Annotated in this window: 23 protein-coding genes; 2 read left to right on the forward strand and 21 right to left on the reverse strand. The window is 69.1% G+C overall.

Going from position 1 to position 24,504, the window contains the following annotated elements:
• Positions 1 to 2 precede the first annotated feature (2 nt).
• Both NYP07_RS12850 and NYP07_RS12855 read left to right on the forward strand, forming a co-directional pair.
• Entirely contained in the window at positions 3 to 1,160 is a 1,158-nt protein-coding gene (locus NYP07_RS12850; RefSeq protein WP_268151019.1) for a helix-turn-helix transcriptional regulator, read from the forward strand.
• Between the two features lie 209 nt (positions 1,161 to 1,369).
• A complete protein-coding gene (locus NYP07_RS12855) occupies positions 1,370 to 1,660 on the forward strand; it encodes a hypothetical protein (protein ID WP_268151021.1) in 291 nt (96 codons plus the stop codon).
• Positions 1,661 to 1,856: 196 nt separating this feature from the next.
• Here NYP07_RS12855 and NYP07_RS12860 read toward each other — a convergent pair whose 3' ends face one another.
• The 21 genes from NYP07_RS12860 to NYP07_RS12960 all read right to left on the reverse strand — a co-directional run bounded on the left by NYP07_RS12860 (position 1,857) and on the right by NYP07_RS12960 (position 24,353).
• Positions 1,857 to 3,155: a DUF1329 domain-containing protein gene (locus NYP07_RS12860; RefSeq protein ID WP_268151023.1), complete on the reverse strand. Its 1,299-nt coding sequence runs from the start codon at positions 3,153 to 3,155 to the stop codon at positions 1,857 to 1,859.
• A 14-nt stretch (positions 3,156 to 3,169) separates the two neighbouring features.
• Positions 3,170 to 5,221 carry a DUF1302 family protein gene (locus NYP07_RS12865; RefSeq protein ID WP_268151025.1) on the reverse strand — a complete coding sequence of 684 codons (2,052 nt, stop codon included), beginning with the start codon at positions 5,219 to 5,221 and terminating at the stop codon, positions 3,170 to 3,172.
• 44 nt (positions 5,222 to 5,265) lie between these two features.
• Positions 5,266 to 7,701, reverse strand: a complete 2,436-nt coding sequence (locus NYP07_RS12870) for an efflux RND transporter permease subunit (protein ID WP_268151027.1) — start codon at positions 7,699 to 7,701, stop codon at positions 5,266 to 5,268.
• Positions 7,698 to 8,639: a YCF48-related protein gene (locus NYP07_RS12875; protein WP_268151029.1), complete on the reverse strand. Its 942-nt coding sequence runs from the start codon at positions 8,637 to 8,639 to the stop codon at positions 7,698 to 7,700. The genes NYP07_RS12870 and NYP07_RS12875 overlap by 4 nt, the downstream gene beginning before the upstream one ends.
• A gap of 589 nt (positions 8,640 to 9,228) precedes the next feature.
• Complete coding sequence (locus NYP07_RS12880; protein ID WP_268151031.1) at positions 9,229 to 9,420, reverse strand: 2-hydroxymuconate tautomerase; 192 nt, start codon at positions 9,418 to 9,420, stop codon at positions 9,229 to 9,231.
• A 25-nt stretch (positions 9,421 to 9,445) separates the two neighbouring features.
• Entirely contained in the window at positions 9,446 to 10,486 is a 1,041-nt protein-coding gene (dmpG, locus tag NYP07_RS12885; protein ID WP_268151033.1) for a 4-hydroxy-2-oxovalerate aldolase, read from the reverse strand.
• Positions 10,487 to 10,497: 11 nt separating this feature from the next.
• Positions 10,498 to 11,412 (reverse strand): acetaldehyde dehydrogenase (acetylating), encoded by a 915-nt coding sequence (locus NYP07_RS12890; protein ID WP_268151035.1) that lies wholly within the window; start codon positions 11,410 to 11,412, stop codon positions 10,498 to 10,500.
• A 34-nt stretch (positions 11,413 to 11,446) separates the two neighbouring features.
• Positions 11,447 to 12,289 (reverse strand): alpha/beta fold hydrolase, encoded by an 843-nt coding sequence (locus tag NYP07_RS12895; RefSeq protein ID WP_268151037.1) that lies wholly within the window; start codon positions 12,287 to 12,289, stop codon positions 11,447 to 11,449.
• On the reverse strand, positions 12,286 to 13,344 hold the full coding sequence (locus tag NYP07_RS12900; protein ID WP_268151039.1) for a formylglycine-generating enzyme family protein: 1,059 nt from the start codon (positions 13,342 to 13,344) through the stop codon (positions 12,286 to 12,288). Before NYP07_RS12900 ends, NYP07_RS12895 begins: the two co-directional genes overlap by 4 nt.
• A 33-nt stretch (positions 13,345 to 13,377) precedes the next feature.
• The gene (locus NYP07_RS12905) at positions 13,378 to 15,189 is read right to left on the reverse strand and encodes an arylsulfatase (RefSeq protein WP_268151042.1); all 1,812 of its coding nucleotides are present in this window, start codon (positions 15,187 to 15,189) and stop codon (positions 13,378 to 13,380) included.
• 25 nt (positions 15,190 to 15,214) lie between these two features.
• Positions 15,215 to 16,003: a 2-oxo-3-hexenedioate decarboxylase gene (gene dmpH, locus NYP07_RS12910; RefSeq protein ID WP_268151044.1), complete on the reverse strand. Its 789-nt coding sequence runs from the start codon at positions 16,001 to 16,003 to the stop codon at positions 15,215 to 15,217.
• Positions 16,004 to 16,013: 10 nt separating this feature from the next.
• On the reverse strand, positions 16,014 to 16,796 hold the full coding sequence (dmpE, locus tag NYP07_RS12915; protein ID WP_268151046.1) for a 2-oxopent-4-enoate hydratase: 783 nt from the start codon (positions 16,794 to 16,796) through the stop codon (positions 16,014 to 16,016).
• Between the two features lie 10 nt (positions 16,797 to 16,806).
• Complete coding sequence (locus NYP07_RS12920; RefSeq protein WP_268151048.1) at positions 16,807 to 18,261, reverse strand: 2-hydroxymuconic semialdehyde dehydrogenase; 1,455 nt, start codon at positions 18,259 to 18,261, stop codon at positions 16,807 to 16,809.
• 10 nt (positions 18,262 to 18,271) lie between these two features.
• Entirely contained in the window at positions 18,272 to 19,204 is a 933-nt protein-coding gene (locus NYP07_RS12925; protein WP_268151050.1) for a catechol 2,3-dioxygenase, read from the reverse strand.
• A gap of 18 nt (positions 19,205 to 19,222) precedes the next feature.
• A complete protein-coding gene (locus NYP07_RS12930; RefSeq protein WP_268151051.1) occupies positions 19,223 to 19,591 on the reverse strand; it encodes a 2Fe-2S iron-sulfur cluster binding domain-containing protein in 369 nt (122 codons plus the stop codon).
• A gap of 14 nt (positions 19,592 to 19,605) precedes the next feature.
• On the reverse strand, positions 19,606 to 20,673 hold the full coding sequence (locus NYP07_RS12935; RefSeq protein ID WP_268151053.1) for an NADH:ubiquinone reductase (Na(+)-transporting) subunit F: 1,068 nt from the start codon (positions 20,671 to 20,673) through the stop codon (positions 19,606 to 19,608).
• Positions 20,674 to 20,691: 18 nt separating this feature from the next.
• Entirely contained in the window at positions 20,692 to 21,054 is a 363-nt protein-coding gene (locus tag NYP07_RS12940; RefSeq protein WP_268151056.1) for a phenol hydroxylase subunit P4, read from the reverse strand.
• 42 nt (positions 21,055 to 21,096) lie between these two features.
• The gene (locus tag NYP07_RS12945; protein WP_268151058.1) at positions 21,097 to 22,674 is read right to left on the reverse strand and encodes an aromatic/alkene/methane monooxygenase hydroxylase/oxygenase subunit alpha; all 1,578 of its coding nucleotides are present in this window, start codon (positions 22,672 to 22,674) and stop codon (positions 21,097 to 21,099) included.
• Between the two features lie 41 nt (positions 22,675 to 22,715).
• Positions 22,716 to 23,021 (reverse strand): MmoB/DmpM family protein, encoded by a 306-nt coding sequence (locus tag NYP07_RS12950; protein ID WP_268151060.1) that lies wholly within the window; start codon positions 23,019 to 23,021, stop codon positions 22,716 to 22,718.
• 15 nt (positions 23,022 to 23,036) lie between these two features.
• Positions 23,037 to 24,035 (reverse strand): aromatic/alkene monooxygenase hydroxylase subunit beta, encoded by a 999-nt coding sequence (locus tag NYP07_RS12955; RefSeq protein WP_268151062.1) that lies wholly within the window; start codon positions 24,033 to 24,035, stop codon positions 23,037 to 23,039.
• A 39-nt stretch (positions 24,036 to 24,074) separates the two neighbouring features.
• Positions 24,075 to 24,353 carry a phenol hydroxylase subunit gene (locus tag NYP07_RS12960; protein ID WP_268151064.1) on the reverse strand — a complete coding sequence of 93 codons (279 nt, stop codon included), beginning with the start codon at positions 24,351 to 24,353 and terminating at the stop codon, positions 24,075 to 24,077.
• Positions 24,354 to 24,504 lie beyond the last annotated feature (151 nt).

Consider the following 24,504-nt stretch of genomic DNA (forward strand, 5'->3'; position numbering starts at 1 on the left):
CGATGACAGGCTTCGAGGGCATTTCCGCAGCCGAGCTTTCCGACCTGATCGGCGCGATCTACGACTGCTCGCTCGATCCCCAGCGCTGGGTCGCGACGTCGCGAAGGATCGCCGAATGCTGCGACAGCGGTGCGGGCGGCATCTGCGTGCATGACCTGCGCCATCGCCAGAACGACCAGCTGTTCGTGTTCGGCTACGCGCCCGAGTTCCTGCGGACGCTGGCCGCCCGCTACGCCGACAGCCCCATGGCCGTGGCGGACATCGTCGCCAACGTCGGCGACGTGAGCGCGCTGTCGATGGAGCGCTTCCAGCCGCACGACAGCCGCTTCCACGGCGAGGTTCTGCAACCCTATGGCATCCGGGACCTGATGTGGTTTCCGGCGCTGCGCACCGGCGGGCGCGCGGCATCGCTGCATGTGTCGCGCGGCGACGCCGCGGCGCACTACCAGCCGCGCGACCTCGGCCTGTTCGGACTGCTGGCCCCGCATGTCTGCCGAGCCCTGGCGATTTCCGATGCGCTCGACATCCGGGTGCTGAAGTCGGAGCTGCTCGAGCGCACGCTCGACGGCCTGGCGGCCGGCGTGTTTCTCGCGGCGCGGGATCGACGCATCGTCTACATGAACACCTCCGCCGAGCGCCAGGTGAGGGCGGGCCGGTCGATTCGCCTGGTCAACGACCGGCTGGCCGCCATCGATCCGGCCGCACACCATGCGCTGGACCTGGCCATCGAGGCCTGCGGCCACGCCGGTGCCGTCATTGACGCGCAGAACCCGTCCATCGGCCTCCCCGACGGGCGCGGCGGGGGCACCGTCGCCACCCTGCTGCCGGTCGCCGACGGCCAGCGCAGCGGGGTTCTCGCGCCCTTCGCGGCCAGCGTCGCGATATTCATCCAGTATCCCGCCCATGTGCCGCTCATGCCCGGCGAGGCCTTTGCGCGCCTGCACGGACTCACGGGCAGCGAGCTGCGCGTGCTGATGGCGCTGTCGCAGGGCCTCGGCGGCGTCCAGACCGCCGACATGCTCGGCGTCGGAGAGCCCACGGTTCGGACCCATCTGCAGCGGATCTATGCCAAGACCGGCACCTCCAAGCAGGGCGATCTGCTGCGTCTGCTGCACTGCTCGACGCCGCCGACGCGGCTCCCGCTGCGCCTTGCCGACTGAGCGGCGCAGCCGAGCCCGGCTGACGATCGTCAAACGGAGCGTCAACCGGGGCGCCGCCCCCTGGCCGAGCGGTTCTTCGACCCGGACATCATCAGCACGGCCGGGGCAGGCCTGTGCCGGCCTCCCCGTCATCGCTTCCGATGACGCGCCGGCCTGGGGGATCGCCTAGCCTCAGGGTTCGAGCCCATCGAGCACAGAAGGGGAGCCCCATGCGTCTGACTTCCATCGGCGACATTCCGGCGAACGTCCGCGCACTTTTGCCGCGCCGGATGTCGGCGGCACCCGGCATCGCGGCAGGAATCCTTTTCGCCCTCGGGGCGTCGGGCTGCTCGTCCGATCCGCGCGAGGATTCGGCGAACGAGGAGATGGCCAGGAGGGCGCATGCAAGTGCCTGGACGCTCAGCCGAGCTCCGGCCGGTCACTACTTGGGCGGCGAATACGCCGGTCGGCAGCAGGACTTGAACGGGCGTCCGGCCACCCCTGTCGCCTCGGCCCGCTGAAGACCGTCCGAGGCCGGGAGAAGCGCGTCTCCATAGGGGCAACGGCCGATTCCGGTGCCAACCATCGGCCCTCGCGGAGAGCGCACCCGGGCCGGCCCTGGCAGCGCCACGACAGGGGCGCTGCCGCCGATTGCAAATCACCGTGCCGAGGCAGGGAGGCGCCGGCGTCGACCTGCCCCTCCGCCCCGATGCAAGCTCAGTTGCCGCCGCGCAGGTTCTGCACCTGGAAGAGCTTGGGCGGGTTCTGCTTCGCGTCCACCTGGCCCTTGAACTGCCCGGTCGTGCAGTGCTTGGACTGCACGTCGACCATCGAGAACGAGTCGTCGATCGCGATGCCCGTGCCCTTGTTGATCGGCAGGTGGGCGTCCGGGTGCGACTTGCCGATGGTCCAGCTCTTCCACAGCTCGCCCTTGCGGTCGTAGATCAGCGTGCGGTTGATGTTGTAGACCTGGGCGTCGATGTGGAAGACGCGCTTGCCGATCGGATGCGCGCCGTTGACGGGCTCGGCCTCCAGCACATAGACCTTGCGCAGCTGCCAGCTGATGTTCGGGAAGCAGCCGCCCTGGCCGCCGAAGTCGACGAACTTGTAGCCGTCGGCCTGCCTGAACTCGTCCGTCAGCGCCAGCTCGTTATGGTTGTAGTAGGGCATCAGGATGTTCTTCGTGCCCTTGTAGGTCCACTTCATGTCGGACACGCGGCCGTTGTAGCCCTCGAAGTCCTCGATCATCAGGTCGGAGCCGAGGAAGGCATCGGTCGCCTGGCCGGTGGCCAGGCGCCGCACGCGGCGCTGGAAGCCCAGGTAGAGGTAGGCGTCGTCGAACTTCAGGTCGTCGTCGTAGCGCTGGATCAGCAGCTGCGTGTTCTTCAGGTCCTGCGGCTCCTGCACCTGCACATAGATGCCGCGGAACAGCTCCGACGGATTGGGCGTGACCTCGGGCACCGGCGCGTCCTGCACGCGGTGGCGGAAGTTCAGGAAGTGGAAGTCGAACTTGATCGTGCGCTCGACCTGGCCGCTCGTCATGTTGCGGTACTTCCAATAGAAGGGATCGATGGCGGCGTTGTCGCCCCAGTTGATGCCGTACTTGAAGTTCCAGGCGATCTTCTCGCCGGCGCGCGGGTCGTCCAGCCGCGGCTCCTCGGGGAAGGGGCGGCCGGCCTCGAAGCCGCTGATCTCGCCGTTCTTCGCGCCCAGCTTGGTCTTGTTCAGGCCCTTGCGGGTGGCCTCGACATAGGCCTTGTTGAGCGGGAACTGCGTCGTCGGGCCGACCTTGATCTCGGTCCAGCCGCTCTTCACCGCCAGATACATGCCGGCGTCGAGGGCGTCCTTGAACTGCTCGACATTGGCCTTGCCGATGACGGTGCCGGCGCTCAGGCCGGGGAAGCTCGGCAGGCCGCCCTTGTAGGGATTGAACGAGGCCTCGACATCGGCCTCGGTGGCGGCCAGCGCGCCGGCCGCCAGGCCCGCGGCGGCAAGGGAAAGGGTCAGTCGCTTCATCGTGGTCTCCTGATTCAGAACTGGTAGCGCGCAGTGAAATAGAGCTCGTTTTCCTTCCAGGCCGAGCCGATGGGGCCGGCGCGGAAGCGACCCAGCGGCTCCAGGCCGCCGAGGCCGCGCGAGTAGGCGCTCATCGGATCGGCGTCGCCGAAGGGCGCGGTGAACGGGCCCCAGGGGTTGCACGAGCGGCAGTCGTCGAACTTCCAGCGCTCGTCGTTGCTGCGTGCCTTGAAGTTGCCGCCGAAGCTCAGCTTGAACTTGTTGCTGACCAGCCAGTCGAGCTGAGGCGACATCACGAGGGCGCGGGCGCGCACGTCGTAGGCCGTGATCAGCTGCGGGCTGACGCGGTCGCCGGCAAGGAAGGCCTTGATCAACAGCGTGCCGACGACGTTGTCCTTCCAGTCGGGCATGCCGACGGTGCCGAGGGCGGCCTGGCGCCGCTCGTGGTCGAAGATGTGCTGGTAGAACAGCTGGGCCGAGATCAGCGTCGTGCGGTTGGGGTTGATGAAGGGGATGAAGGTCGGCCGGTCGATGCCGACCACCGAGCGCCAGACCTTGTTCTTCGAGTACAGCTCGGGCCGCGCCGTGTTGGCGAACTCCTCGCCCTGGGTCAGCGCGCCCTCGACGCGCACGGCCGCCTTGGCCGCCTCCCACTGCAGGTCCAGCGAGCCGCCGATCAGGCTGACGCGCGGGTAGGCGACGTCGAAGGCGATCAGGAAGGGGCAGTGGCCGGTGCCGTCGTTGCAGGGCTGGCCGGTGAAGGCGTTCTGCGCCGCCTTGCCGCCGTGCAGCGAGGGCAGCTGCGAGCGGTAGCTCAGCGCGTTCAGCGAGAACGACACGCCGCCCTGGGTGACGCCCTCGTACTTGACGCCGACCTGGGTGTTCTGCAGGTTCCACTTGGGCAGGTCGACGCTGCGGATGCCGATCTGGCCGGGCCCGAAGTCGGTGGACAGCAGCACGCCGGGGCCGACGTTGGCGAAGTTGGACACCGTGCCGCCGTTGTCCCACAGGTTCTTCATGCCGCGGAAGAAGCAGCCGGCGTCCAGGATGCTGTTGGCCGTGCCGCATTGCCCGAGGTTGTTGGGCCGGAACTTGTCGACGTTCCAGATCAGCTGCAGGTTGCGGTCCTGCATGCTGTCGCTGGAGCCCATGCGCCATTCGGCCTGGGCGATCCACATCGGGATGCGGATGTCCTGCAGCTCGTCGTAGATGTTGTTGCGCGAGTAGTCGACCGGGTTGATGACGTCGAGCACGCGGAACAGGTCGGTGCGGCCCCAGACGACCTGCTGGCGGCCGAGCTTCAGGAACAGCTGCTGGCCGGCGTCCAGGTCGACGGACTTGGTCACATAGGCCTCGCGCAGCGCGTCGGCGCGGTTGTTGAACTCGGGGGCCTCGAGCTGGCTGCGCGTCTTGCTGCCATAACCGCCGAAGTCGACGCAGCCGCGTGAGTCGGTGTCGCAGGGGCGCACCGGCACGCCGAACTCCACCCCGCCGCCCATCGTCGAATGCCAGCGGTCGCCCAGCAGGCGCAGGCCCTCGTTGGGGTTGTAGTTCGGCGCGGCCGGGTTGGTCGAATTGAAGCCGAAGGTGTTGGCCGTGAGGCCGAGGCCGGCGACGACGGCCTTGTTCACCGCACCGCCGCCCTGGGGCAGCGGCGGCGGCCCGCCGGTGGACTGCAGCAGCACGCCACCGCCGGCGCGCTTGCCGTACTGGTCGTCGTTGAGGCGGTAGACGCCGTCGAAGCTGCCGCGCAGGATGCCGTGGAAGGACCAGCCGGCATCGAGCTTCTTGTCGGCCTCGACCTGCAGCGTGTTGCGGAACTTGGACAGGCCGACGCTCTGGCCGGTCGCGTCCCGGCCGCGCACGCGGGTGTCGTTCTCGTAATAGACGTCGACCTTCCAGGGACTGGGCCCCGACGGTGAGACGACGTCCAGGGTGTCGGCCTCGTGGCTCGCGTCGGCCTTCGAGGGGGCGGCAGGGGGCTGCTGTGCGGATGCCGGCCCGGCCAGGCCGGCCAGCAGGGTCAGCCCCAGCGGCCAGCGCCGCCACGGGTGGGTGCAGATCATCGATGTCTCCTCGTTGTGGTGAGTGGTTCGGCGCCCTTTTCGGCCTAGGCGCTCGCTGCTGCGCGGGCCTCGGTGCGAGGCCTCGCGGTGCTGGGGTCGTCGTCGCTCACTGCGGCCGCATCCAGCGCGCCGGCGACGACGAAACGGGGCTTGAACACGACGCACCAGGCCGGCACGATCAGGATGGCCGCGATGGCGTTCACGACCAGCATGAAGGACAGCAGGGCCGCGGCGTCGGACTGGAAGCGCAGGTCGCTGAGAAAGACCCACAGCACCACGCCCGCGGTCAGCGTCAGCGCCGTGAAGCTGACGGCATAGCCGGTGGTGCTGACCGCGTTGATCGCGGCCCGGCGCACGTCGCGCACATGCGGCATCTCCTCGCGGATGCGGTCCATGAAATAGACCGCGTAGTCGATGCCCACGCCGACGCCGATCATGATGACCGGCACCGTGTTGACGCTGATGCTGATGCCCTTCCAGCCCATGTAGGCATAGGACAGCACGGTCGCGAACAGCATCGGCAGCACCATCAGCCAGCCGGCGTGCACGGACTGGTAATAGGCCATCACGACGACGAAGGCCAGCGCCATGACCAGCGGCACGAGCAGCAGGTGGTCGGCATGCAGGGCCTCGTTGGCCGCCGCCGTCACGCCGATGATGCCGCCGCCCGGCTCGAAGCTCAGGCCCGGCACGCCGGCCGTCACGCGCGCGGCGGCCTCGTGGGCCAGGGCCAGCGCGCGGCTGATGGTCTCGGCCTGGCGGTCCTTGTAATAGAAGACCAGGTCGGCCTCGTTCTCGTCGGCGTTGACGAACTCCTTCAGCGCGCCGGGGATGGGGCTGGATGCGAGGTAGGCGAACATCAGCCCGCCGACCTCGTCGGCCGAGTCGGGCACCTGGGCCCAGCGCGGGTCGTCGTTGTGCGTCAGCCGGTTGACGACGCGCACGACCGCCGGCAGCGCCTTGGTGCCGCCGAGATTGGGGTCGGCCAGCATCTCGGCCTGGAAGGCCTCGATGGCCCGCAGCACCTCGGGCCGCTTGATGCCGCCCTTGTCGCTGGTGCTGGCGACGATGTGCAGTTCCTCCGAGCCCGGGAACAGCCGGTTGATGGCCTCGGTCGACTGGTTGTAGGCGTGGTCGCGGTGCAGGATGGGCGAGCCGGGCTCGGTCTCGCCGGTCTTCACGCGCGCGGCCAGCTGGCCGCCGGCCAGCATCAGCAGGCCGGCGACGAGCAGGATGGCCGTCGCGCCGCGCACCGTGCCGCCGCTGCGCGCCATCGCGGCACCGAGGAAGGCGCGCACCGCCTGGTTCTTGTTCGCGGTGGCGCGCGGCTCGGGCAGCACGGTCAGCGCCAGCGGCACCATGAAGTGCACGGTGAAGATCACCGAGAAGGCCCAGAAGCCCGCCGAGATGCCCAGCTTCCAGTTGAAGGGCGCGGCGCCGAGGATCATCACGCCGATGCCGATGGCGTCCACCGCGATGGCCAGCGAGCCGGGCCGGAACAGTGCCTCCAGCGCATTGCGCGCCGCGCGCCGGCCGCTGTGCGTGATCGCCAGCTCCTCGTAGTAGCGCGCCACCAGCTGCACGCCGTGCGACATCGCACGCGCCGCGATCAGGAAGGGGATGGGCATGGACAGCGGCTCCAGGTTGAAGCCCAGCCAGGACATGAAGCCCAGCCCCCAGATCGACGACAGCGCGATGCCCAGCAGCGGCAGGAAGACGCCGTAGAAGCGCCGGAAATAGGCGATCAGCAGCGCCGCCAGCAGGGCCAGCGTGTAGAACAGGATGGCGACGATCTGGTTCAGATAGGTGTAGACATAGCCGGTCAGCACCGGGTTGCCGGTCAGGTGGATGTGGTGGCCCGGCGTCGCCAGCTCGGCCTTCAGCGCCTGCAGCGCGGCGAAGGTCTTGGCGTAGTCGATCTCGCCCTCGTTGAGCTGGGCCTTGATCAGCGCCGCCTTCAGGTCCGGCGAGACGAGCAGGCCGTAGACCTGCGGGTTGGCCATCACCTTGCGGCGCAGCTCGTCGAGCTCCTCGCTCGTGTGGCGCGGCTGCTGCGGGTCGTAATAGGGCTCGGACGCGAAGCTGCCCTCCGCCGTCAGATGCACATGGCGGGCGGTGCGGTGCGTCAGGCTGGCCACCAGGTTGTGGTTGACGCCGGGCAGGCTGTCGACGCCCTGGGTCGCGCGCTGGATCAGCGCCAGCGTCGCGTCGTTGAAGAGCGTGCCCCGATCGACCTCGATCGCCATGACGATCTGGTTGGCGCCGCCGAAGTTCTCCTTGATGCGGTTGTAGGTCTGGATGTAGGGATGCTGCTGCGGCAGCAGGTCGCTGAAGTCGGTGTAGATGCGCAGCCCCGGCAGGCGCGTCGCGAAGGCGAGCGTGACGGCCAGGATCAGGCCCAGCACGATCTTCGGGTTGGCGAAGATCCATTCCTCGGCGCGCACCAGGGCGCGCAGCAGTTGGCGGGCGGCGGTCTTCATCGCGCTTCCTTGCTGTCGGTGGGGGCCTGCGCGACCTGGGTCGGCAGGTGGATGACGTTCAGCGCGCCGGCGGCGCCGGCGACCAGCATCGAGCGCGCGTCGAGGGCGACGCCGGCCGCCAGATAGGCCGGGATGGCCTGGCCATGCTCGAAGGCCTGCCACTGCTCGCCCTGCAGCCTGACCATGCGGCCGCCGGCGCCCAGGCCGTAGAGCTCGTCGGCGACGCGCAGCAGCGCATACATCGGCACGCCGGAGGGGTTGGCCTGGGTCGCCCAGGTGCGGCCGCCGTCGCGGGTGCGCTTGATGACGCCGGCCAGGCCCGAGACCCAGCCGTTGGCGGCGTCGGTGAACAGCGCCGCATAGGGATAGAAGTCGCCCTCGATCTTGGGCTGGGGCTGCCAGCTGGCGCCGCCGTCCGCGCTGGTCAGCACGGCGCCGAATTCGCCGGTGATGACGGCGCGCTTCTCGTCGACGAACTGCACGGTGGTCAGGATGGCGTCGTCGCCCAGGTCGCGGACCTGCCAGCTGCCGCCCTTGTCGGCGCTCGACAGGATGCTGGTGCGCGCGCCGACCGCCCACAGGCGGTTGCGCGGGTCGCAGGTCAGGGCCAGCAGGTCGCTGCGGGTCGGCAGCTGGCGCATCGCCCATTCGCCGCCGCCGGCCGCGAGCACCCAGACCTTCTTGTAGAAGTCCAGCGCCGCGAAGCTGCCGTCCGGGCAGGCCGCCACCGCCAGCACCGACGAGGGCTGGGCCAGCGCATGCCGCGCCCAGTGCGCGCCGCCGTCGGTCGAGGTCAGGATGACGCCGCCGGCCGCGCCGGCGACGACGCGGCTGCCGTGGCTGGCCAGGGCCTGGAAGGTGTCGTAGCGCTGCACGGGCTTGCCGCGTTCGGCCTGCACGCCGGCCCAGTCGGGCGCAGGCACGCAGCCCGTCAGCATGGTCAGTGAGGCGCACAGCCACGCGATGCGCGCGGCCCGCCCCCCCGTCGATCTCGGTCCCATCGTTGTCCCCTCTGCGCGGGCACGGCGGCGGCCGGCCCGGGGTGGCGCTTGGCGCCACGCTTGTCCATTTCGTCAACCTGCGGGCGCCGTCTTCCGCGCCCACCAGGAAAGGGGCAAAGCCCATGCCAGCGCCGCCAAGTGCTTGATTCGTATCGACCCGGCCTCGCGGCCCGCGCCGCCCCCCGGGGACTCCCGCATACCGACCTGAGCATTTGCTGCACTGCCGCTTGATCAAATGGTGAGGTCAGCCCCTCGCCCGGTCTTGCGGCGCAGTACGCGCGCAAGACCAGTCTGGGACCGCGCAGCGGCCTGAGCCGCAGCGCTTCGCCAGGCTCACCGCGCCCACCGGGCGCGCTGTGTCCGGGCTCAGCCCCCGAGGGGACGGCGATGCTTGCGGGCCGGCTTGGGGCGGCCCGGCGCCGGTCCGCGGCTTCATGCGGCGCGGGTGTGGGAAGCTGAAAGCAGCAGGCCCGCCGGCTGCGCGAGGCAGCGGGCGGGCCTGCAGGGGCCGCTGGAATGGCGGGAACTAGCGGCCGAGATCCTGGGCGCTGACGCCGGCGATGCCCCAGTTCTCCTTGGGCACCTCGGTGATCCAGACGCGCACGTTCTCCTTGGGCGCGCCGACCGCCTCGGTCAGCGCCTGCGTGACCTTCTCGATCACGGCGCGTTTCTGCTCGGTCGTGCGACCTTCGATCATGTAGATCTGGGCAAAGGGCATGGGAGTCTCCTTGGGGGTGCGCGCCTCAGGCGGCCGCCTTCTGGGGGGCCGCGGCGCGCGTGCGCGCCAGCGTCATCGCGGTGTCCTCGATCATGTCCTCCTGGCCGCCGACCATGCCGCGGCGGCCCATCTCCACGAGGATGTCGCGCGCCGGCACGCCGTATTTCTGCTCGGCGCGCTTGGCGAACAGCAGGAAGCTGCCGTAGACGCCGGCATAGCCCAGCGTCAGCGCGTCGCGGTCGATGCGGATGGGGAAGTCCATGATGGGCACGACCAGGTCCTCGGCCACGTCCTGGATCCTGAACACGTCCACGCCGGTCGTGATGGCCATCAGGTCGCAGACCGCCACCAGCACCTCCATCGGCGTGTTGCCGGCGCCGGCGCCCAGGCCCGCCGCCGCCGCGTCGATGCGGTTGGCGCCGGCCTCGATGGCGGCGATGGAGTTGGCCACGCCCATGGCGAGGTTGTGGTGGCCGTGGAAGCCCAGCTCGGTCTCGGGCCGGAGCGCCGCGCGCACCGCGCCGACGCGGGCCTTGACCGTCTCGGGCAGCAGGTGGCCGGCCGAGTCGGTCACGTAGATGCAGTTGGCGCCATAGCTCTCCATCAGCTTGGCCTGCTTGACCAGGCCCTCGGGGCTGTTCATGTGGGCCATCATCAGGAAGCCGACCGTGTCCATGCCGAGCTTGCGCGCATGGCTGATGTGCTGCTCGCTGACATCGGCCTCGGTGCAGTGCGTGGCCACGCGGATGGTGTGCACGCCCAGCTCGTGGGCCATCTGCAGGTGGTCGACGGTGCCGATGCCCGGCAGCAGCAGGGCCGACACCTTGGCCTGCTTCATCAGCGGGATGACGGCGCCCAGGTACTCCTCGTCGGTGTGGGCCGGGAAGCCGTAGTTGACGCTGCTGCCGCCCAGGCCGTCGCCGTGCGTGACCTCGATCAGCGGGATGCCGGCGGCGTCCAGGCCGCAGGCGATGGTTTCCATCTGCTCCAGGCTCATCAGGTGGCGCTTCGGGTGCATGCCGTCGCGCAGCGTCATGTCGTGCAGGGTGATTTTCTTGTCGCTCATGGTGTTCTCCTTCAGGCGGGCACGGCGTCGAGGGTCAGCTTGCCGGCCAGCATCTCCTCGGCAAACATCTCGGCGGTGCGCGCGGCGGCGGCGGTCATGATGTCGAGGTTGCCGGCGTACTTGGGCAGGTAGTCGCCCAGGCCCTCGACCTCCATGAAGACCGAGACGCGCTGGCCGTCGAAGACCGGGCCGTTGACCAGCTGGTAGCCCGGCACGTACTTCTGCACTTCCTTGATCATGGCGTGGATGGATGCGGTGATGGCCGCGCGGTCGGGCTCGCCTTCGACCAGGCAGTGCACGGTGTCGCGCATGATCAGCGGCGGCTCGGCCGGGTTGATGATGATGATGGCCTTGCCCTTCTTGGCGCCGCCCACGCGCTCGACGGCGCCGGCCGTGGTGCGGGTGAACTCGTCGATGTTCTTGCGCGTGCCCGGGCCCACCGAGCGGCTGGAGACGGTGGCGACGATCTCGCCGTAGGCCACCGGCTGCACGCGCGAGACGGCCGCCACCATCGGGATGGTCGCCTGGCCGCCGCAGGTGACCATGTTGACGTTCATCTCCCGCTTGCCGACATGCTCCCTGAGGTTGACGGGCGGCACGCAATAGGGCCCGATGGCCGCCGGCGTCAGGTCGATCATCAGCGCGCCGCAGGCATTGACCTTGCGCGAGTTCTCGGCGTGCACATAGGCCGAGGTGGCGTCGAAGACGATCTGGATGCCGTCGGACCGCATATGCGGGATCAGGCCGTCGACGCCCTCGGCGGTGGTCTTCAGCCCCAGCTCGCGGGCCTTCTTCAGGCCGTCGCTCTCGGGGTCGATGCCGACCATCCAGACCGGTTCCAGCACCGCGCTGCGGCGCAGCTTGGCGAGCAGGTCGGTGCCGATATTGCCCGGCCCGATCAGCGCGCACTTGATTTTCTTGCTCATCAGTTTTGCTCCATGAAGTTGAAATCTCTCCGGCTCAGGCGCCATCCCCTTCGGCGAGGAAGTCGGCGACCAGGCAGTTGAAGCGGGCGGCATGTTCGATCTGCGTCCAGTGGCCGCAGTGGCCGAACACATGCAGCTGGCTGTTCGGGATCCAGTCGGCCAGCGTCAGCGAGGTGGCCAGCGGGATGATTCGGTCCTCGCGGCCATGCAGCACCAGGGTCTCGTGCGGCACCGCGCGGATCGCGGCCTCGGGGCTGGCCATCGCGTCCACCCAGCGCTGGCGGGGCGCCGGGAACATGGCGGCGAAGGCCTCCTGGTAGCCCGGCTGGATGCTGGCCTCGTAGCGCAGCCGGGCCAGTTCGTCGTTGACGCGCGAGCGGTCGTGGGCGAACAGGTCCAGCAGGCTGCGCATGGTGGCGATCGAGGGCTGGTAGCCCCAGACGGCATCCAGGCCCGGCGTGATGGCGAAGGGCACGCCGACGCTGCCCATCAGCACCAGGCGGCGCACGCGCTGCGGCGCGCGCAGGGTCAGCGCCAGGGCCAGGGCTCCGCCGAAGGAGTTGCCGACCAGGTCGACCTGCGGCAGATCGAGCGCGTCGAGCAGGTCCAGCGCCTGCTGCACCCAGCCGTCCATCGTGTAGCGGACGCCAGCCGGGCGCTCGGTGTCGCCGAAGCCGGCCAGGTCGGGCGCCAGCACCCGCCGCTGCTGCGACAGCACGGGCAGGGACAGCCGCCAGTTGGCCCAGGCGCTGACGCCGGGGCCCGAACCGTGCAGCATCAGCAGCGGCGGCTGGCCGGGCCGGCCGCTGCCGAGGTCGTGACAGAGGGTCTGGAAGGCGCCGGTGGCGATGCGGTGGGGTGTGGACAGGTTACTCATTGCGTAGCGTTCATGACGGTGCGAAACCCGATGTGCGAGGTGCCCAGGCCGGGCTCCGCGGGCTGCCGGGCCGAGGGGCGGTAGCGCATGCAGTAGTTCGGCGAGCACAGGTGCGAGCCGCCCTTGATCACGCGTGCCGGGCCGGTGGCGCCGCGGCGCGGGTCCACGCCCTCGACGGCATCCGGCCCGTTGGGGTTGAGCTCGACGCCGGCGATATGCCGCGGCCTGTACACCGTCCGCGTCCATTGCCAGACATTGCCGGCCATGTCGTACAGGCCGAAGGCGTTGGCGGGAAAACAGCCCACCGGCGAGGTGCCGGCATAGCCGTCGCTGCCCTCGTCGACCAGCGGAAACGGTCCCTGCCAGGTGTTGGCCATCGGCTTGCCCTCGGGCATGAAACGATCGCCCCACGCATAGGGCTTGGCCAGCAGGGCGCCGCGGGCGGCGTACTCCCATTGCGCCTCGGTGGGCAGCTCGCGCCCGAGCCAGTGGGCATAGGCCAGTGCATCCTCGTAGGCGATCTGCACGACGGGGTGGTTGGCCTGAGCCTCGATGTCGCTGGACGGGCCGAGCGGATGGCGCCAGTTGGCACCGGGCATGAAGCGCCATTCGCCGGCATGCCCCTGTTGCGGCCGCACGAAGACGGCCGACCCGGGCACCCGTTGCGCGGGCGGCAGTCGTTGCGCCTCATGCGCTGCCGGTGCGCGCTCGGCCACGGTGACATAGCCGGTGGCGGCGACGAAGCGGGCGAACTGCGCATTGGTCACGTCGGTGCGGTCGATCCAGAAGCCGCCGACCTGCACCTCGTGCTGCACGGCTTCCTCGGCGTAGTGGTCGTTGTCCCCCATCTGGAAGCGCCCTCCCGGCACGCTCACCATGCCGGCGTGAGGCCCGTTGCCATCGGGCAACCCGCCATAGCGGCCGCACAGGCCGTCGTCGGCCGGCGTGGCGGCCTGGGTTCCCGCTTCCCACAGGAGGCCGCCGAGCCAGAGCGCCAGCGCGCACAGGCTCAGCATCGGCAGGGCCTGCCGGGCTGTGCGTCGAATGAAGGGCATGCGAAGACTCGGCATGGTGTCGTCCGGATGAGGCTATCGGGCCTTCGGCTTCATGACCGCCTCGATGGCAAGGTCCTCGTAGTACCGCGCCGCATTGCTGTAGCCCGGTCGGTCGGCCAGGCCGGGGATTTCGATCACGCCGTTCTCGGCGACGTAGCGCTTCCAGTCCTCCACCAGTTCGGCGAGCTTGGCCGGCCGGCGGTCGGCCAGGTCCTGCAGTTCGGTGCGGTCATTGGCCAGGTCGTAAAGCTCCCAGCGGCCCTTGCCCCAGGGCTGGTTGGCATAGACGATCTTCCAGTCGCCCTTGCGCAGTGCCTTGCGGCCGCCGAGTTCCCAGCCGATGGCGTCGTTCGGTCCATAGGCCGATGCCTGCTGGCCACGCAGATAGGCCACCAGCGAGCGGCCCTTGACCGGCAGGATCTCCCTGCCGCCGTTGTTGGAAGGCCCGGGATGAGGAGCGCCCGCCAGTTCGTACAGCGTCGGGGCGATGTCCATCACATGCCCGAAGCCCTTGCGCTGGCCCTTGACCAGGCCCGCGCCCGGCGCCCAGACGATGGCCGGCACGCTGATGCCGCCTTCGTACATAAAGGACTTGTACATGGTCAGCGGAGTCATCCCAACCTGCGCCCAGCCCGGGCCGTACTCGATGAACGAGCCAGGCCTGCCCATGTTGTCGATCGAGTTGTCCTTGTCGTGGTGGATCCATTCGCGGGTCCGGCCCACGTCGTAGACGGAATTGCCGTCGGCACCGTTGTCGGACAGGAAGATCACCACCGTGTTGTCGAGTTCGCCGCTGCCTTCGAGGTGCTGGAGCAGGCGGCCGATCTGGCGGTCCATGTGGTCGACCATCGCGGCATAGACCGCCATGCGGCGCTCCTCGGAACGCTTCTCGACCGGGCTGAGTGCGTCCCACTTGGGCCAGACCCGGTTGCCTTCGTAGAGCCCTGAATTCGCCGGCAGGAGGCCGAGTTTCTTCATACGCTCGAAGCGCTGCTCACGGATGCGGTCGTAGCCTCCGGCGTAGTGCGAGGCGTACTTGGCCACGTCGGCATCCGGCGCCTGCAACGGCCAGTGCGGTGCGGTGTAGGCCAGGTAGGCGAAGAAGGGCTTGCTGCCATCACCCCGGGTTTCTTCGAGGTAGTCGATGATGCGCGAGGTGAAGGCGTCGGTTGAATAGAAGCCCTCGCGGGGAATCTGGATCGACTTGCCGTTCTCGCGATAGATCGCCACGGGTGGCTTCTGCGGGTCCAGGGCCACGATGCCGGACTGGTCGCCATAGTGGCTGGCGCCGCCCATCGTCATCGCATAGGAGCGGTCGAAGCCGCGCGCGGCAGGGCTCTGGTCTTCGGTGTTGCCCAGGTGCCATTTGCCCGCCATCACCGTGCGGTAGCCCGCGTCGTGCAGCACCTCGGGCAGCGCCTTCACGCGCCGGTTGAGGAAGCCTTCGTAGCCCGGCTTGCCGCGCTGCTCGGCGGTGATCAGCTCGGCCATGTCGCCCAGCCCGGCCAGGTGGTTGTCGGTGCCCGACATCAGCATCGCACGCGTGGGCGAGCAGAACGGCGAGGCATGGAAGTTGGTCAGCTGCACGCCGTCGGCAGCCAGCCGGTCCAGGGTCGGCGTGGAGATCTCGCCGCCGAAAGCGCCCAGATCGGCGTAGCCCAGGTCGTCCGCCACGATCAACAGGATGTTGGGGCGCTTGGCCGTGCCGGCTTGGGCGGCAGTCTGCGGGGCCGCAGAGCTGGCGCAGGGGCCCAGTGCGGCCCACGCGACGCTGCCGATCATCAGCGCGGCGCGCAGCCGGGCGCGCACCGTGGCAGCGGGCCTGGGGATGCAAGCGGATTTCATGGGCGATGCCTCGTCGTTGTCTGGCTCAGGCGAAGCGCATCGACACCGTGCCCAGGTCCTGGAAGCGCACCGCCACCTGGTCGCCGGCCTGCACGGCGATGGCCTCCGTGACACCGCCGGTCATGATGAAGCTGCCGGCCGGGATCTCCTGGCCGCGTGCGCCCAGGTGGTTGGCCAGCATGGCCACGGCGGCGGCCGGGTGGCCCAGCACGGCGGCGCCCGCGGCCATGGCGACGATGCGGCCGTTCTTCTCCATCACGACGCCAAGCGTGCGCAGGTCCAGCCCCTCGACGTTGCGTGGCCGGCCGCCGACGACGAAGCGGGCGGCCGAGGTGTTGTCGGCGATCACGCTCTTGAGGTCGAACCTGAAGTCGCGGTAGCGGCTGTCGATGATCTCGACGCCGGGCAGCACGAAGTCGATGGCCGCCAGCACGGCGCCCACATGGCAGCCGGGGCCGCGCAGCGGCGCCTTGGTGACGATGCAGATCTCGGCCTCGACCTTGGGGTGGATGAGCCTGGCGGTGTCGATGTCGCTGCCTTCGGCGCAGCTCATGTAGTCGCTGACGAAGCCGAAGCAGGGCACCTCGACGCCCATCTGCTTCATCTTGGCGCGCGAGGTCAGGCCGCACTTCAGGCCCACGGTCTTGTGGCCGCGGGCCTCCTTGCGGGCACGGATGGCGTCCTGGATGGCGTAGGCGTCGTCCCAGCTCATGGCCGGGTATTCGTCGGTGATCTTGGTGATGTCGCGTGCGTTCAGCTCGGCCGCTTCGACGTGCTCGGCGAGCTGGGCGATGGTGGCTGCGTCAAGTGCCATGTCGGCCTCCTCAGATGAAACGCACGGAAGTGCTGCCCAGTCCGCCGACGTGGCAGTACAGGCTGTCGCCCGGCCGCACCGGCACCAGCGGCGACTGCGATCCGGAGAGGATCACGTCGCCGGCCTTCAGCGTGATGCCCAGCCGGCCCAGGGTGTTGGCCAGCCAGGCCACGGCGTTCACCGGCGAGCCCTGCACCGAGGCGCCGCAGGAGGTGCTGACGACCTCGCCGTTCTTCTCCAGCACCATGCCGGCCAGCGCCAGGTCGAGGTCGCGCGGGCTGCGGCGCGTGCCGCCCAGCGTCAGCACGCCACAGCTGGCGTTGTCGGCCACGGTGTCCTGGATCTTGATCTTCCAATCCCGGATGCGCGAGTCGACGATCTCGAAGCAGGGCATCACGCAGTCGGTGGCGCGCAGCACGTCGGCGGCGGTGACGCCGGGGCCGGTCAGGTCGCGCGCCAGGATGAAGGCCACCTCGGCCTCGGCCCTGGGGGCGATCAGCCTGCCGGTGTCCACCGGCTCGCCCTCGTTGAAGACCATGCCCGAGAGCAGATGGCCGAAGTCGGGCTGGTTCACGCCCAGCATGTCCATCACCACCTGGCTGGTGACGCCGATCTTCTTGCCGACGACGGTTTCGCCCGCGTCCAGCCGGCGCTGGATCATGCGCAGCTGGATCTGGTAGGCGTCGTCGAGGGTGATGCCGGGCTCGCGGCTGGTCAGCGGCTCGACGGGCTGGCGGCTCAACAGCGCGGCATGGAGCTCGTCGCCGTAGTGTTGAATCTTGTCGGGGGTCATGGCGTGTCCTTCAGAGCTTGACCATCACGTTGCGCAGTTCGGTGTAGAACTCCAGCGAATGCACGCCGCCCTCGCGGCCGATGCCGCTGGCCTTGGCGCCGCCGAAGGCGGTGCGCAGGTCGCGCAGGAACCAGCTGTTGATCCAGCACAGGCCGACCTCGATGGCGGCCGCCATGCGGTGGGCCGTGCCCAGGTCCTGCGTCCACACGGTGGTGGCCAGGCCGTAGTCGGTGGCGTTGGCCAGGGCGATGGCCTCTTCCTCGGTGTCGAAGGGGGCGATGTGGCAGCAGGGGCCGAAGATCTCCTCGCGGATCACCGTCGAGGACTCGGGCAGGCCGGTCCAGATCGTCGGCTGCACGAAATGGCCTTCGGCGAGCAGGCCCAGCATCGGCGGCTCGCCACCCCCGGTGACGACGGTGGCGCCCTCTGCCTTGGCCTTGGCGTAGTAGGACAGCACCTTGGCCTTGTGCTCGGCCGAGATCAGCGGCCCCAGGCCCACGCCCGGCGTGTCGGGGCCGCCGATCTTCAGCGCCTCGGCCTTGCCCTTCAGCGCGGCGACGAAGCGGTCGAAGATGGGCCGCTGCACATAGACGCGCTCGGTGCCCAGGCAGACCTGGCCGCAGTTCTCGAAGGCGCTGCGGGTGATGCCGGCCACGGCCTTGTCGAAGTCGGCATCGGCAAAGACGATGCCGGCGTTCTTGCCGCCGAGCTCGAAGCTGACCGGCCGCACGCCCTTGGCCGCGGCGGCCATGATGGCCTCGCCGGTGCGCGTCTCGCCGGTGAAGGTGATGCCGTTGACGCCCGGGTGGCGGGTGATGAACTCGCCGGCCGAGCCGGGGCCGAAGCCGTGCAGCACCTGGTACACGCCCTTGGGGATGCCCACCGCATTCATCACCTCGCCCAATAGCGTGGCGGTGGCGGGCGTCTCCTCGCTGGGCTTGACGATGACGGTGTTGCCGCAGGCCAGGGCCGGGCCGACCTTCCATGTCATCAGCAGCAGCGGCAGGTTCCACGGGCAGATCACGCCGACGACGCCGAGCGGCGAGCGCAGCGCGTAGCTGATGGCCGTGCCGCCGTCGGGCGTGCTCATCTGGAAGCTCTCGGTCGGCACGTTCTTGACGATGTCGGCAAAGATCTTGAAGTTGGCCGCGCCGCGCGGGATGTCGATGTGGCTGGCCAGCGCATGCGGCTTGCCGGTGTCGGCCAGCTCGGCGGCCAGGAACTCGTCAAAGCGGCGGTTGATCTCGTCGGCCACGGCGTGCAGCAGCTCGGCGCGCCTGACCACGCTCATGCGGCCCCACTCGCCCTTGAGCGCGGCGCGGGCGGCCGCCACCGCGGCATCCACCTCGGCCTGGCCGGCCTCGTGCACCTGGCCGATGAGCTGGTTGGTGGCCGGCGCGCGCTTGTCGAAGGTCTTGCCGGTGGCGACGAAATCGCCGTCGATGAAGTTCAGGAACTGCTTCATGGCTTTCACCTCAGGTCAGCACGCTGAGGAAGTTCTCGTTGAGCTTGCGGTCGTGATAGAAGATCGCGCGCCCGAGGTCGTCGTCGGTCCAGGTCAGCGTCGGCCGGTCCGGGTAGTGGATGTAGCCGCCCGAGAAGACCTCGTTGCGGTTGCCGCTGGGGTCGAAGAAGTAGATGGTCTCGCCGCGCGTGATGCCGTGGCGGGTCGGGCCGATGTCCAGCGACACGCGCTTGCGGGTGATGATGTCGGCCGCCTTCAGCACCTCGCCCCAGTTGTCGAGGATGAAGGACGCGTGGTGGAACTTGTTCTTCTCCGCGTGGCGAATGAAGGCCACGTCGTGCGGCTTGTTGGAGCAGGTCAGGAAGGCCGCGATCTGCAGCCGGTCGGGCCCGGCGACGACCTGCTCGGCCAGGCGGAAGCCCAGCACGTCCATGAAGAGCTTGACGGTGCCGTCGAGGTCGTCGCCGTAGAGCAGGCAGTGGTCGAAGCGCGTCGGCGACATGCCCTTGAGGCCGTCCGGGTAGACCTCGGGGTTCTCCAACGGCATGCCGTTGCCGGTCTTGTCCTTGTCGGCGAACAGCTCGATCAGGTGGCCGGTCGGCACCGTGAAGCGGAAGCGCTCGCCGGTGCGCAGCATCTCGCCGGCCTCCACCCAGTGCAGGTCGGTGGCCAGGCCGCTGGCCTTGACGTCCTCGGCCAGCTTCTTCAGCGTGGCGGATGAGTCGACGCGAAAGCCCAGGAAGTCCATGCCGGCGGTGTCTGCCTCGCGCAGCACGATGCTGTGGTGGTCGTGCTCGTCCCAGGCCTTGAAGTAGACGCGGCCCTGCGGGTCGCGCGCCACCTCCCACAGGCCCAGCACCTCGCCGTAGTGGCGGACGGCCGCCTCCAGGTCGAGCACGCGCAGCTGCACATGCCCGGGTCTCAGAACACCAGTGAGTGCCATGGTGAGTCTCCTCGTTGTCTATCGGTTGGGGTCGGAAGGGCTGCCCGTGGCCAGGGCAGCCTGAAGGAAATCGGTCCCGGCGCGGCCGCGTTCGATGCAGCGCGCCAGCTTGTCGACCGCGCTCAGGCGCAGGTCGCTGCAGGGGTAGGCGCGGCAGGCCAGCACATAGCCGGCGGCCTCGTCGGCGGCGCTGATGTGGCACTGGCTCATCTTGTCGGTGCGCACGTGGCCGGCCTCGATGCGCACCTTGCAGACGCCGCAGCCGCCGCCGCGACAGCCGACCGGGATGCCGCGACGGGCCAGCGCCTCCATGCCGGCCAGCAGCGTGGCGGTGTCGGCGCAGGCATAGCGCTCCTCGGTGTTGGCGATGTCGACCTGGTAGGGCATGGCCGGGGCTCGCGTCAGAGGCTGCGAAACAGCGGGCTGCGCGGCGCCGCGCCGGCCGCGTCCGAGGCGGTGAAGAACTTCTCGGCGTAGATGTCGCGCTCGAACAGCCGGCCCTGCATCAGCGTCTTGATGCAGGCCTCGATCATGGGCGGCGGGCCGCACAGATAGGCCTTGTGGCCGCGGAAGTCGCCGGCGAACTGCGCCTTCAGCGCCTCGTGGGCATAGCCGCGCGCGCCGGCCCAGGCGCTGCCCTCAGCTGAGTCAGGCAGGTCGGACAGCACCGGCACGTAGGCGAAGTTGGGATGCTGCTCGGCGAGGGTCTCGAAGAGCTCGCGGAAGTACAGCTCCTCGACATTGCGGGCGCCCTGCACCAGCGTGATGGGCAGGCGGCAGCCCTCGGCGAGCAGGTCCAGGATCATGGACTTGGGGCTCGACAGGCCGGAGCCGCCGGCGACGAAGATCAGCGGCAGCCGGGCCGACTTGCGCACGAAGAAGCGGCCGCTGGGCGCCGTGAACTGCAGGGTCTGGCCGACCTGCAGTTCGTCGTGCAGCCAGCCGGTGGCCCGGCCGCCGGGCACGCGGCGGATGTGCAGCTCGATCAACGCCTCGCCCGGCGCATTGGCCACCGAGAAGGCGCGCGCGCCGTCAACACCTGGCACCTGCAGCATCAGGTACTGACCGGCCTGGAAGGGCACGGCGCGATCCGGCCGCAGCCACAGGCCGCGGATGGTCGGCGTCAGCAGGCGCGCCTCGACCAGCTCGGCGCTGAAGTCCGCCAGCGGCAGGAACTGCGCGTCCGGGTCCTCGTCGATCTCGGCCTCGATGACGAGGTCGGTGCGCGCCGTCGCGCAGCAGGCCAGGATGCGGCCCTCGTCGCGCTCGAAGTCCATCAGCGCAAAATTGGACGCATCGCCATGCTCGTACTCGCCCTCGAGGACCTGCACCTTGCAGGTGCCGCAGACGCCGTGGCCGCAGGCATGCGGCAGCCAGACGCCGGCGCGCAGGCAGGCGTCCAGCACCGTCTGGCCGTCGCGCGCCGCGACGGCCTGGCCCAGCGGCTCGATGGTGATGTGCGTGCTCATGTCAACCTCCGGCGACCTTCAGCTGCGCGAGCCCCGGATGCCGTGCAGGCCGGGCGTGCGAAAGCGCAGCACGGACTTGTGCACCAGGCCGTTGTCGGCCAGCGACTTGGCCGCATCGGGCTTGAAGGGCTTGCCGGACTCGGTCCACAGCGCCTGGGTCCAGTCGATGCGGGCGAAGTCGGGGTGGCTGCCGTAGACGCCGGGCAGCACCTCGCTCAGCAGCGCGCCGAAGGGCATGGCCGGCGGCAGCGGCAGCGCCACCGGCGCGCAGAACAGCAGATGCTCGTCCCAGCAGACGTAGAGCAGGCGGTTGCCGTGGAACTTGTCCTCGGTGTCCTGCACGGGGCCGGCATAGCCGGGCTTGAGGGCGACGACGGGCATGAGCGTCTCCTAAATGTGGGGTGATGGAGAAATGCGGCAGGGTCAGGCGGCCTTGGCCGCGGCAGGCGTCAGCTGCTGGCCGGTCCAATGCTCCCAATTGCTGCGGTCAGGCGAGCTGTTGAAGTCGCCGCTGTCGGCACCGGGGGCGAGGTGGTAGTACTCCAGCACCTTGGCCAGCGGGTTGAAGCCGGGCACGGTCGGGTCGGTGCCTTCGGGGAAGCAATTGCCCTGGTAGATCTGGTGCACCGGCAGCCAGCTCTGCACGTATTTCTCCGGCTCCTGCTCGAAGATGTCCCGGCAGCCATCCGAGCAGAAGTGGTACTTCATGCCGTGGTAGCTGGTCTCGCGCAGGCTGATGCGGGTCGGGTCCGAGACCTCCGTGAAGATGCAGGGCACCTGGCAGGTCTGGCACAGCATGGGCAGCGTGTCGTTGCGCCACATGGCGCCGTTGTGCGCCTCCTGCTCGGCCATCCATTCGAAGCGCGGGCGGTAGATGCGGTCGAAGCTCTCGGGGTATTTCTGGCTCAGCCAGTCGAGCTCGTCGGGCTGCGGCACCCAGGTGTTGAAGTCCGCCGCGTGGCCGTAGTTGTTGAAGGTGGCCCAGGCGATGTGGGAGAGGTGCTGCTTCTCGGCCTGGGCGACCTCGTGGTACTTGGGCAGGCGGATGCCGTAGCGGCCCAGGTCCTCGAACAGCGCGCCGCCGTTCTTCTCGAAATACATCTCCCAGGCCTCGGCCCAGCTCATCACGCGCTTGGGCAGCATGTAGTCCATCATCATGGCCACCAGCGTCAGCAGGCGGTAGCCGCGCCAGAACCACTTGTCGATCCAGCGCTGGATGATGGGCACGTTGTCCGGGTCCTGCTCGAGCATGAACTTGACGACCTCCAGGCCCAGCGTCATGTGGCGCGACTCGTCGCTCTGCGCCGAGAAGCCGAAGGTGACGGTGGCCATGTCGCCGTTGAAGGCGGCGCCGCTCATGAAGGGCATGAACAGCAGATTGGTCAGCACGTATTCGAAGGAGAAGGAGATCGCGGTGATGAACTCGAAGGGCCCGGCCGTCATCGCGTCCTCGAAGTAGGACTTGGGCACCGACAGGTACCAGATGCGGTCGTGCATGTACTGCGGGTCGTGCAGCCCGTTGAAGTACTTGTTGAAGTGGCTCATCGTGTGGAACTGCGTCTGCGCATGACGGAGTTCGTCGATGGACTGCATCTGCGCCGCGACACGCGCGCCGACGCCGCGGAAGGAGCGCCCGGCCATCGCATAGCCGCGGTGGGCGGCGTATTCCAGCGGCGACACGCCGGTCAGGAAGAGCTTGAGCGTGTTCAGGTAGCGCGGGTCGCTGATGTTGAACTGGCCCTGGTTCTGCTGGAAGGCGTCGATGATGGCGTAGAGCTTCTTCTCCTTCTCGCCCTGGAACTTCCAGTAGGCGTCCATCGTCAGGCGGAAGGGGTCCTCCCACTTGTCCCAGTCGTGGATCTTGATGCCCTCGAACTTGTCGTAGGGGAAGACGTCGTCCATCGCCTGGTAGCTGGTCTCCCAGCCCAGGCCGCGGGTCATCATGGCGTAGCGCTCCTTGATGCCGAGGCGCTTGGCGGTCTTGGTGGCGGTCTGGCTCATCGCTTATCTCCGGTGGTCTGGTGTGTGTCGTGCGGGCGGGGTCAGGCGCGGCGGCCCCATTGCAGCGAGAACTCGTCGTCGGTTTCTTCGATGCTTCCGGACAGCGAGATCAGGCTCAGGTGCAGTTCCTGCACGTCCCAGCGGCGGCCGAGGCGCTCCTCGACCGAGTCGCGGCGGATGACGAGGCGCCCGGGCGCGTCGACCTTGACCATGGCCGGGAACTCCGCGACGCTGGCTTCGGGGTTGTCGGCGACGATGGCCTCGACGATGCAGCGCGACACGTCGTTGGTCAGCAGCGAGATGAAGACCGGGGCGCGCGAGGCGGCGGGGGCGGTGGTGGTGCTCATGGACGGGCTCCGGGTTCAGGCCTGCAGGCCCAGGCGTTGGATGCGGGTGTCGAAGTCGGCGCGCACGGCAGCCAGCGCGGCGGCGGCCTGCTCGCCGAGGGCCAGGCGGGCCAGCGGCTCCAGCGCCCGCTGCATCTCGTCGCGCCAGCCGCCGATCCAGCCGATCAGCCGGTCCTTGTTCGCGGGCGATTCGTCGGCAGCCGTCTTGACGGTGGCGTCCACCCAGCGGGCCGTCTCCGCATGCCAGTCACCCATGAACTCGGTCAGCATGGCCAGCGCGTTGCCGGTGCGCGGGCTGAGTGCGTCGACGTAGTGGCGATAGACCAGCGGGTAGAGCAGTCCGTCGAACACCAGGTTCTGCGCGACGAAGAGCTCGAACCAGTCATGCGTGACGAAGAGGTTCTCCATCACGCGGCGCACGCCCTGCCAGGCCGGCGCCTCCATCCAGGCCTGCTTGCCGGCATCCAGCGCGACGCCCTGGTTGCCGTCCAGCAGCAGGCCGATACGCGACAGGTATTGCGCGATGCCCAGGCGGTCCATGGCCGCGAAGTTGCAGGCCTGGGTGATCGCCGTGCCGTAGCCATAGCCGCAGCAGTAGGTGTTGTTCATGTTGCCGCCCCACTCGTAGTGGCGCAGCGGCACCAGCACCTGGGTCAGCGACTCGCGCGTCGCCACGTCCACGGCACCCAGCAGGTTGCGCTTCTCGGCGAATTCGAACTGGCGGTCGGCGCCCTCCTGCTGCTTGGCGCGCGTCATCGTGTAGACGCCGTAGTAGAAGTGGCGCGGGTCCTTGAAGGCATACCAGTCGGCCATCACGAGGGTGGTGCGGCGCGGGTCGAACACGTGGCGCTCGGGCTCCCACAGCGGCCGGTAGTGCCAGTTGGTCGTCGGCTGCATGTCGAAGGTGGCCTCCTGGTAGCGCGAGGCCGCCTTGTCGGCGCCGAGCCGCCGCGCGATGTGCGAGAAGGTCTGGCGGATGGGCTGGATGTCGGTGGTCTTGATGTCGACTTGCACGGGGGTCTCCTGCTGGGTTCTGGGGCGGCCGCTCGCGGCTCAGTGGTCCAGGCCCGGCTCGCCGTAGCGCCACTTCATGCGCTCGTAGTCGAGTCGGGCGCCCTCGTCGGCGCTGAGATGGGTGACGCCGTGGGTGGCGCAGAACTGGCTGAACTGCTCGAAGCTCAGCACCAGCTCGACGGCCAGCTCGGGGTCGCCGATGGCGAACTCGAACTCCACGAAGCGGGCGTCGCGCGTGCCGGTCACGCGCACATAGCAGGGCTGGCCGGTCAGGTCGGCCGCCGAGGCGGAGCGTGGGTTGGCGGGGCGCGGGCTCACTTGTTCAATCCATCAAGTTGCAGACGACGGGGCTGTCGTCCACCCTGAAGATCGCAACCGGCGTGCCAGCCCGGCTAAGTGATTGATTTGCCTGGCCCCGAGGGGCTTGACGGCCCGGAACCCGGGGAAGTCCCGGATGCCCAGTCGATCA

This window comes from Pelomonas aquatica, assembly GCF_026712205.1.
In the GTDB taxonomy this organism is placed as follows: domain Bacteria; phylum Pseudomonadota; class Gammaproteobacteria; order Burkholderiales; family Burkholderiaceae_C; genus Pelomonas; species Pelomonas aquatica.